The 9,946-nt window shown below is 57.9% G+C and carries 10 protein-coding genes; all 10 read right to left on the bottom strand.

What is annotated here, in order from left to right:
* Nucleotides 1–667: 667 nt before the first annotated feature.
* Nucleotides 668–991: a hypothetical protein gene (locus tag ACE3OH_RS14085; protein ID WP_374353987.1), complete on the bottom strand. Its 324-nt coding sequence runs from the start codon at nt 989–991 to the stop codon at nt 668–670.
* A 43-nt stretch (nt 992–1,034) separates the two neighbouring features.
* Complete coding sequence (locus ACE3OH_RS14090; protein ID WP_374353990.1) at nt 1,035–1,466, bottom strand: hypothetical protein; 432 nt, start codon at nt 1,464–1,466, stop codon at nt 1,035–1,037.
* A 439-nt stretch (nt 1,467–1,905) separates the two neighbouring features.
* Entirely contained in the window at nt 1,906–2,802 is an 897-nt protein-coding gene (locus tag ACE3OH_RS14095) for an ABC transporter permease subunit (protein WP_374353993.1), read from the bottom strand.
* Nucleotides 2,799–3,749 carry an ABC transporter permease subunit gene (locus ACE3OH_RS14100; RefSeq protein ID WP_374353998.1) on the bottom strand — a complete coding sequence of 317 codons (951 nt, stop codon included), beginning with the start codon at nt 3,747–3,749 and terminating at the stop codon, nt 2,799–2,801. The genes ACE3OH_RS14095 and ACE3OH_RS14100 overlap by 4 nt, the downstream gene beginning before the upstream one ends.
* Nucleotides 3,746–4,882 (bottom strand): ABC transporter ATP-binding protein, encoded by a 1,137-nt coding sequence (locus ACE3OH_RS14105; protein WP_374354001.1) that lies wholly within the window; start codon nt 4,880–4,882, stop codon nt 3,746–3,748. The genes ACE3OH_RS14100 and ACE3OH_RS14105 overlap by 4 nt, the downstream gene beginning before the upstream one ends.
* A gap of 2 nt (nt 4,883–4,884) precedes the next feature.
* Nucleotides 4,885–5,052, bottom strand: a complete 168-nt coding sequence (locus ACE3OH_RS14110) for a hypothetical protein (RefSeq protein ID WP_374354004.1) — start codon at nt 5,050–5,052, stop codon at nt 4,885–4,887.
* A gap of 70 nt (nt 5,053–5,122) precedes the next feature.
* The gene (locus tag ACE3OH_RS14115; protein ID WP_374354007.1) at nt 5,123–6,535 is read right to left on the bottom strand and encodes an aspartate aminotransferase family protein; all 1,413 of its coding nucleotides are present in this window, start codon (nt 6,533–6,535) and stop codon (nt 5,123–5,125) included.
* Between the two features lie 217 nt (nt 6,536–6,752).
* Nucleotides 6,753–8,081 carry a glutamine synthetase family protein gene (locus ACE3OH_RS14120; protein ID WP_374354010.1) on the bottom strand — a complete coding sequence of 443 codons (1,329 nt, stop codon included), beginning with the start codon at nt 8,079–8,081 and terminating at the stop codon, nt 6,753–6,755.
* A 244-nt stretch (nt 8,082–8,325) separates the two neighbouring features.
* The gene (locus ACE3OH_RS14125; RefSeq protein WP_374354013.1) at nt 8,326–9,081 is read right to left on the bottom strand and encodes a gamma-glutamyl-gamma-aminobutyrate hydrolase family protein; all 756 of its coding nucleotides are present in this window, start codon (nt 9,079–9,081) and stop codon (nt 8,326–8,328) included.
* 76 nt (nt 9,082–9,157) lie between these two features.
* A partial coding sequence (locus ACE3OH_RS14130; RefSeq protein ID WP_374354016.1) for an alanine dehydrogenase occupies nt 9,158–9,946 on the bottom strand: 789 nt, incomplete at its 5' end.

Consider the following 9,946-nt stretch of genomic DNA (forward strand, 5'->3'; position numbering starts at 1 on the left):
GTAGTCCGGGACAGCATGTTTGAGCCGTGGCGCAGCCAAGGCGAGTTCTGGCCCGGCCGCAAGCTGCGAGGAGCGCAGGGAACCGGCCAAAGGCCGGCGAGGCCGTCGGGTCGCCTTTTCTTTCGGTACTTTCTTTTGGCGAAGCAAAAGAAAGTACCCCGGCCGCGGGACGGGCCCCGCTCAAAACAATTGCGCCGCAGGCGCATAAGGCCAACGCCGCACATTCGGTGCCATGCGCTCCGCTTCAATTGCTTATGAAGGATCGCACCTTACGGCCTTGATACTGCAAACACCCAAGTCCCGCGCGGGTTCCCTTCGGGGATCCGCCCTACCAGGCTACAGGGATTGCGGGTTACGGCTTTGGTTGGCCACCACAATCACGCTGCGCGGGTGAGATCAATTAGGCAGGACTTTTTCAATTTGCATATAGCAATGAATCGCCCACGACCGATATGCTATGGCGCCAAGCCCATACATTAAAATGATGCATAATATCAAAAGCGGCGTTTTGATAGATGCAGGCATTGATCGACTAAAGAACACAATGCATGCAGCGACTCCAAAAATAATTGCGACCAAAAAATAAGCACCGCAATACCAACAGTAAAAGTTACTTGCGCCGCATCCACTCATGTAATCACTTCTTTTCTTGAGTTCGAGATTTATTTCAATCTTTAAAAAGTCTATTTAACAACACTTTTTCGTATGCAGCTTCTCGCTTATTCAACCCCCAAAGCTCAGGTGCCATTTTAGTACCAACACCAGGTCGGCAATCATAAGATCGCTGAAAATCTTTCGCATCCTTTTCCGGAATGAATCCAATAAAACCCAAGACCTCCTGATCGGAATATTTACTACAGCCCACGCCAAATTCTTTTCCTTTTTTTCGTACAAACTCAATGGCTGTTGATTTCGGAATCAAATACAGCAGCTCAACAAGACCCAGCGGATCAGTACCACTCAGCGGATTGCCGCCCACATATGCATACAAGGCGGTTTAACTTAATGGCATTGGCCCTACCTACCTACCTAGCTCAACATTGCATCTTTGATAAGATTCGCCAAAAGACAAAACCACACACAACACCAGAAGTAATCAAAATTACATCCGTGTTGTCGTATGCAATCGTCCCTGTAGAAACAACACGAAACAAAAACAAAGGAGCCTCAACAAGTAACCCACTCAGTAGTGGGAAGAAAAAATATAACAACCGCCGCTTCTTGATGAAATGCGACAGCACTAATAGAAATCCGGCATGAGCAAGCCCTACTACAGCGATCAATACTGCAACGAAAGCAAATGGACCAATTACCTCTGCCAGTGACAAGTTCTTTTTGATATAGCATCTATTTTCAAATATTGCACAATAGATAATATTACTCACAAGCAGCGCAATAAAATACGCCAAACCAGGCAATATCAGGACTCTAGCAAAAAATCCGACGCGACTATTCTTATTAGCCATGTATGCCATCTCCTCGAGTCGGAGGCTCGACCATCGGGCATTTTTCCTGCTGCCACTGGAAAAATGGAAACGTTTTTGTGATGTCGAAATATGACTCTTGGGCCGGATGGCGGTCATGCGAGCAATGCGGTGGCCCGCCCCTTTTACGGCAGATAACATCGTCAGTTAACGGCGGAGCAGAAATATCTGACGGATAGATTTTCATCGTAGATTCAGGAGGAACGATAACATTACTGCCGTCTGGCATTGTAATGGTGACAGTCTGCCCCTTGCCCGTTGCAATTACTTGACCTGGTAACGGATTCCGGACATCAATATTCCCGGGAGCGCGGGGATTCCGCCACCAGTCATCCAACCCCATTGGGTCAGTCCGGCTTAAAGGGTTTGCATGAACATGTGCATAAACAAACGGCGCCTCCCGGCGCCGTTTGCAAGCCATTCACTCATCCTTCCCCGCAAACACCGCCTGCATGGCGCGGTCGCGTTTGGCTTGGGCTGACAGCATCAGCTTGTTGGAGATCACCACGAAGACCGACACCACCACGATCACGATGGTGGCCAGGGCGTTGATTTCCGGGGTGAGGCCGAGGCGGATCGAGGAGAAGATCCATTGCGGCATGGTGGTGGAGCCGGGGCCGGACAGGAAGGCGGTCAGCACATAGTCGTCCAGCGACAGGGTGAAGCTGAGCAGAAAGCCCGATACCAGAGCCTGCGAGATCACCGGAATGGTGATGACGAAAAACACCTTGAACGGATGGCAACCGAGGTCCATCGCCGCGTCTTCCAGCGAGCGGTCCAGCTCTTTCAGGCGCGACTGCACCAACACCGCCACATAGGCCATGCACAGGGTGGTGTGGCCGATCCAGATGGTGATCATGCCGCGCTCGCCAAAGGCGCCGCAGCCTACCCGGTGCAAGAGGCCAGTGGCGGTATCGTCGCTGCAGCCGAGCGAGGTTTGCAGGGCTACAAACAGCAGCAGCATCGACAGGCCGACGATCACCTCCGGCATCACCATCGGCGCAGTGACGAGGCCGGCGAACAGGGTGTGGGTCTTGAAGCGGCCCATGCGCGCCAGTACAAAGCCGGCCACCGTGCCGAGAATTACTGCGAGCCCTGCCGACATAAAGGCGATCTTGAACGACAGCTTGGCGGCCGATAGCAGGGCGTCGTCATGCATCAGCACGCCATACCATTTGAACGAGAAGCCACCCCACACGGTCACCAGGCGCGATTCATTGAAGGAATAGATCACCAGGCTGGCAATCGGCGCATACAGGAAGAAAAAACCCAGGGCCATAAACAGGCGGTTGGCCATGGGCATGGATTTGGCGCTCATTTGGCCTCCTGCTGTTTCATTTCAAAGCGATGGAACCAGACGATGGGGCCGCCCAGCAGCACCAGCATCAACACCGCCACCGCCGATGCCTGCGGCCAGTCGAGATTGGCGCCAAAGTCATCCATCAGCTTGTTGCCGATAAACACGACATCGCCACCGCCGAGCAGGGCCGGAATCACGTATTCGCCCACAGCCGGGATGAACACCATCATCGAGCCGGCGATAATGCCGGCCTTCGATAGCGGCAGGGTGATCTGGAAGAAGATCTTCCACGGCGTGGCACCGAGATCGGCCGCCGCTTCAAACAAGCGGCCATCGAGCTTCACCAGATGGGCATACAGCGGCAGGATCATGAAAGGCAGGTAGTTGTACACCATGCCCAGCAGCACCGAGCCTTGCGTGTACAAGAGGTCGATAGGCTCGTTGATGATGCCTAGCGACATCAGCAGATTATTGATGACGCCGTTGTTCTTGAGGATGCCGATCCAAGCGTAGATACGCAGCAGGAAGGAAGTCCAGAACGGGATCATCACCAGCATCAGCAAGGTATTGCGGCTGGATTCGCTGGCGCGGGCGATATTGTATGAGATCGGGTAGCCGATCAGCAGGGTAAGGATGGTGGTGAAAAACGCCAGTTTCAGCGCATTCCAGTAAGCCACCACATACTGGCTGTCCTTGGCCGCTTCCGACCAGGGCTTTTCCACAAAGCCATGTACCTCGCCGAGGATGGTCTTGTACTTGGTGGTATCCACCACCACCGTGGTCTTCGACTCTTCCTGGGTCACCAACGCGGTGTACGGCGGCTGGGCGATATCGGGCTGGGCGAAGCTGATCTTCAGTACAAAGAAAAACGGCAGCACAAAGAAGAACAGCAGCCAGAAATACGGTATGGCAATCACGCCGCCCCGCCCCGACGGCAGCCAGCGTTTGAGCAGGTTCTTGATCATGATGTCAGCACCACGCCCTGGCTATCGCCCCATTTGACGATGACCTCTTCGCCCCAGGTGGCCGGCTTGCCATCGCCCCAGTGGCTGGATGGCACATTGGCAATGACGATGCGGCCCGATGCCAGCTTGACGTGGTAGACCGAGTGCGAGCCGAGGTAGGCGATATCGTGTACCTTGCCCTCGGCCCAGTTGTAGTCGCGCGCCGGCTTGTCGCGGCACAGGGTGACATTTTCCGGGCGGATCGAATACCACACGGTCATGCCCTTGGGGCCGGTAATGCCATGGTCGACATAAATGCCGCGTGGCAGCTCGCTGCCGGTGATCACTACATGGTCGGGCTCGTCCACGCTGAGCTTGCCTTCGAAGATATTGGTGGAACCAATGAATTCGGCGGTAAAGCGGCAGTTCGGGTATTCGTAGATCTCGCGCGGGCTGCCCACCTGCTTGAGCTTGCCCTCGCTCATGATGGCAATGCGGCTGGCCATGGTCATCGCTTCTTCCTGATCATGGGTCACCATGATGCAGGTCACGCCCACCGCCTCGATCACATTGACCAGCTCCAGCTGGGTTTCCATGCGCAGCTTTTTATCCAGCGCGCCAAGCGGCTCATCCAGCAGCAACAGCTTGGGGCGCTTGGCCAGGCTGCGCGCCAAGGCGCAGCGCTGTTGTTGGCCGCCGGATAGCTGGTGCGGCTTGCGCTTGGCCAGTTTCTTCATTTGCACCAGATCGAGCAGCTTGCCGACGCGTTCGGCAATCTCATCCTTGGGCACCTTGTCCTGCTTGAGGCCAAAGGCAATGTTCTGCTCCACCGTCATATGCGGAAACAGTGCATAGGACTGGAACATCATATTGGTGGGGCGCTGGTAGGAGGTCAGGTCGGTAATGTCCTGACCATCCAGAATGATGCGGCCTTCGGTGGCGGTTTCCATGCCGGCAATGATGCGCAGCAAGGTGGATTTACCCGAACCGGAACTGCCCAAGAGGGCAAAAATCTGGTTTTTGGGAATGATCAGTTCTACATCGTCAACGGCGTAAAAATCGCCGAACTTCTTGGTTACGCCCTTGATCTGCAGATAATTCTGCATACTGTCGCCCGCTGCTGCACCGGCCTGACTCGAATCTACCGCCACCATACCTACTCCCGGTCAAAATCGGCGGCCACAGCGGCCGCCTCCGTCGATACGTTTGAAAGCAAATCGCCGCGAAAAGCGGCCAATGCCCGCCAGTTTAAGCAATCTTCGATTTGAATGCGCGCAGCAGCGGCCATGTCCGTGCGGAAATGGCGCAAAAGCGAGGCAATCACGCAGCATTCCCTCCGCCCTCTAGGCGGAGGGAGGTCCTTCAACTTGCCAATTAAGACGTTACGGCTTCGATCAAGCCATGCCCAGGTCTTTGGCGGTGAGGCCGATGCAGTGGGCGGCCTTTTCTACCAGCTCGTCGATTTCCGAGCGGCTGATCACCAAGGGTGGCGACAGCAGCATACGGTCGGCGGTGGCGCGCATGATCAGATTGTTGCGGAAGCAATGGTCGCGGCAGTGGTTACCGAGGCCCCAGGGGTCGTCCGAGCGCTTGCGGCTGGCCTTGTCCATGGTCATCTGGATACCGGCAACCAGGCCGGCACCCTGCACCTCGCCGATCAGCGGCGACGAAGCCAGCGCTTGGCGCAGGCTGTTCTGGAAGTAAGGGCCGGTATCGGTCTTGACCCGCTCGATAATGCCGTCGCGCAGCAGCTTGATATTGGCCACCGCCACCGCTGCCGCCACCGGATGCCCGGAATAGGTAAGGCCATGGTTGAAGTCGCCAGCTGCCAGCAAGCCCTCGGCCACGCGCTTGCCAACAGCCACCGCGCCGATCGGCACATAACCGGACGACAGGCCCTTGGCCATGGTCATCAGATCAGGCTGAAAGCCGAAATACTGGTGGGCAAACCACTCGCCGGTGCGGCCAAAGCCGCCGATCACCTCATCGGCCACCAGCAAGATGTCGTACTTGCGGCAAATGCGTTCGATTTCCGGCCAGTAGGTCGATGCCGGGAAGATCACGCCGCCGGCGCCCTGGAAGGGCTCGCCGATAAAGGCTGCCACATTGTCGGCGCCCAGTTCGAGAATCTTCGCTTCCAGTTCCTGCGCGCGCGCCAGGCCAAATGCCTCGGGAGTGAGGTCGCCGCCTTCGGCATACCAGTAGGGCTGGTTGATATGGGCGACATGGCTGACCTGGCTGGGCATCTGCTCATGCATATAACCCATGCCACCGAGGGTGGCGCCGGCGATGGTCGAGCCGTGGTAGCCATTCTTGCGCGAGATGAACCACTTCTTGCCCGGCTTGCCCTGCCCTTCCCAGAACTTGTGAGTGATGCGCATCACCGTGTCATTGCCCTCGGAGCCCGAGTTGCAATAGAAAAAGTGCTCGAAACCGGCCGGCGTCACTTCCGCCAGGGTTTGCGACAGCTCGATCACCGGAGGATGGGTAGTCTTGAAGAAGGTGTTGTAGTACGGCAGCTCCAGCATCTGCTTGTACGCGACCTCGGCCAGCTCCTTGCGGCCGTAGCCGACATTCACGCACCACAGACCGGCCATGCCGTCGATGATCTTGTTGTTGTCGCTATCGTGCAGGTAAACGCCTTCAGCATGGGTGATCACCCGGCTGCCGATCTTGTTCAGGGCGGCCATATCGCTGAACGGGTGGATATGGTGGGCGGCGTCCATCTGCTGCCAGTCGCGCGTACTGCGGGCGGGCTTGGTGGCTTCAGCGTGGATGGCCGGGCGTGGGTCGAGTGGATTGCTCATGGTGTCCTCGAATCAGGGCAATAGGTGCAGGGAATCTGAAAATTTGAAATTTTGAAAAACACATCTTGAACCACAGAGCGCACCGAGAGCACAGAGGTGGCACAGAGGAAAAGCAGAACAAAGGCGGTAATGGTCTATATGTTCGCCTCTGTGCTGACTCTGTGTTCTCTGTGTTCTCTGTGGTTCAAGGTTTGGGGTCTAAGGTTTTGACGACCGCCTACACATTCAGCAGCAGGTGGCTACGCTCCCACGAGCTGATGACGCGGAAGAAGGTGTCGTATTCCTTTTCCTTCACCGCGCAAAAAGCGTTGACGAAATCGGCACCGAATACTTCGGCGATATCAGCCGAATCGCGCATCAGCTCGATGGCGTCTTCCAGGTGGCGCGGCAATTCGTAGTCGAGATCATAACCGCTGGTGCTCATCGGCTCGGACGGCTTGAGGCCCTTGATCATGCCGAGGTAGCCACAGGCCAGGGTAGCCGCCATCGCCAAATAGGGGTTCACATCAACGCCCGGCACACGGTTTTCTACCCGGCGCGCCGACGGGCCGGAATTGGGCACGCGGATGCCGACAGTGCGGTTGTCATAGCCCCACTGCAGATTGATCGGCGCGGCGGTATAGCGGCTCAGGCGGCGATAGCTGTTCACGAACGGCGCCATGATCGGCATTACCGCCGGCATATAGCGCTGCAGGCCGGCGATATAGCTGAGGAATAGCTCGGACGGCGTATCGTCGGCATTGGAGAAGATATTGCGGCCATCGCGCCCCAGAATGCTCTGGTGGATATGCATGGCGCTGCCCGGCTCTTCCTGCATCGGTTTCGCCATGAAGGTGGCGTAGATATTGTGGCGCAGCGCCGTTTCGCGCACCACCCGCTTGAACAGGAATACCCGGTCGGCCAGATCCAGCGCATCGCCGTGCACGAAGTTGATTTCCATCTGGCCGGCGCCCACTTCGTGGATCAGCGTGTCCACATCGAGGCGCATCACATCGCTGTATTCGTAAACGTCTTCGAAATAGGGGTCGAATTCATTGACCGCATCGATGCTGTAACTCATCCGGCCGGTCTCGGCACGGCCGGTGCGGCCAATCGGCGGCTTGAGCGGAATGTCCGGGTCGATATTGCGCTCGACCAGGTAGAACTCCAGTTCCGGCGCCACCACCGGCTTCCAGCCGCGGGCTTCATACAGACCCAGCACCTTGCGCAGCACATAGCGCGGCGAAATCTCTACCGGGCTGCCATCGAAATGCACGCAATCGTGGATCACCAGGGCAGTCGGGTCCGGCGCCCATGGCACCAGGCGGGCAGTATTGAAATCGGGTACGCACACCACATCCGGGTCGGTCGGGCCGGTGATCGAATCATCATCGGGCCAATCGCCGGTGACGGTCTGGATCAGCACTGCCTTGGGCAGGCGCATATTGGCGGAATTGAACTGGCTTTTCGGCAAAATCTTGCCGCGCGCCACGCCGGTCATATCCGGCACCACGCATTCCACTTCGGTGATGCCATGCTCGCGGAAAAAATCCTGGAACTGATTCATCGACTGTCTTTGCCACTCGGGTGGCAAACCTCCGGTTGGTTAGCCTGCTTGCGCAAGCCTCGATTGCCGGGCGACGTTGGAAAGCGCGGCGGGCGTGCCCGTCGCTTTCCAATGCTTCCCTGGCCTTACACAACAACACACTGCAAATCCGCTATAGGAGCGGCTTTAGCCGCGCAAGCGTCGACAAGGTCAACACCTGTGCTTGCCATTCCCCCTACTTGCCATTGCCCCTACTTGCCATTCATCAGCCCTTGCTCGCCTGATAACGCCGGCAATCCTCTCCAAACGCCTTGAACAGACTGGTGGAGAGCGGGTTATCGGCGTGCTTCCATTCCGGATGCCATTGCACCGCCAGCGCAAAGCCCTTGGCATCCTTGACCGAGAACGCTTCCACCAGACCATCGGGCGCGGTGGCTTCGGCCAACAGACCATTGCCGAGCCGCTCCACCCCCTGGTTGTGGATGGAATTGACCGTGTACTCGGCCATGCCGCTGGTGCGGGCAATCAGGCCGTCGGCAGCAAATGCCACTGAGTGGGCCGGGCCATACTGGCCATCCAGATCGGCGCTTTCATCTTCGCGGTGATCCATCATGCCCGGCGTTTCATGCACTTTTTGCAGCAGCGAGCCGCCGAACACCACATTCATTTCCTGAAAGCCGCGACAGATGGCAAACACCGGCATGCCGCGCGCGATGGCCGCCTTCATCAGCGGCATGGCGGTACGGTCGCGTGCGGTATCGAGCGTCTGCCCCTCGGGCAAGGTCGGCCCGCTATACAGTACCGGATCGACCATCGAGGCGCTGCCGGTAAACAGGAAGCCGTCGAACATATCGAGAATCGCCTCGAAATCCTGCCGCTCGCCCAGGGCCGGCACCAAGAGCGCCAGGCAGTCGGCGCCGCCGATTACCGCATCGATGTATTTCTCACCGACACAGTGAAACGGGTGCGGGCCCAGCATCTTGCGATCAGCCACCAGGGCAACGAGGGGTCTGCGCTTCATTTCTGTTTTCCAGTTCTGTCCATATCTATCCGGCGCCGGCCTTGCTTGCAGGAGCGGCGGGCCGGTTCAAGCCTGCTTACACCAAGCTCTCGGCCGCTACATAGTCATAGCCAAGATCGCGAGCCACTGCGGCATAGGTGATCTTGCCTTCGCATACATTCAAACCATTGCGCAGATGCGCGTCGGCCTTCAGCGCCGCCTTCCAGCCCTTGTTGGCGATCGCCACCGCATGCACCAGGGTGGCATTGGTCAGGGCGATGGTCGAAGTGCGCGCCACGCCGCCCGGCATATTGGCCACGCAATAGTGGGTGATGCCATCGACTACATAGGTCGGTTCCTGATGGGTAGTGGCGTGCGAGGTTTCAAAACAGCCGCCCTGATCGATCGCCACATCCACCAGCACCGAGCCGGGCTTCATCAGCGCCAGCTGGGCACGGGTCACCAGCTTCGGCGCTGCCGCGCCCGGAATCAGCACTGCACCGATTACCGCATCGGCCACGCGCAATTGCTGCTCGATGGCGTCTTGCGTCGAATACAGGGTCTTGATGCGGCCGCCGAAGGCTTCGTCGATTTCTTTCAGCCGCGGCAGCGAGCGATCCAGAATCGTTACATCAGCGCCAAGGCCAGCCGCCATTCTGGCGGCGTGGGTGCCGACCACCCCGCCACCGATTACCGTGACATGGCCGGGCGCGACCCCGGGCACGCCGCCGAGCAAGACGCCGGAGCCGCCCTGTGATTTTTCCAGCGCCCGCGCTGCCGCCTGGATCGCCATGCGGCCCGCCACTTCCGACATAGGCGCAAACAGCGGCAAGCCGCCACGCGCATCGGTCACCGTCTCATAGGCAATGGCAACACAGCCCGATTT

Source organism: Chitinimonas sp. (assembly GCF_041904975.1).
Taxonomy (GTDB): Bacteria; Pseudomonadota; Gammaproteobacteria; order Burkholderiales; family Chitinimonadaceae; genus Chitinimonas.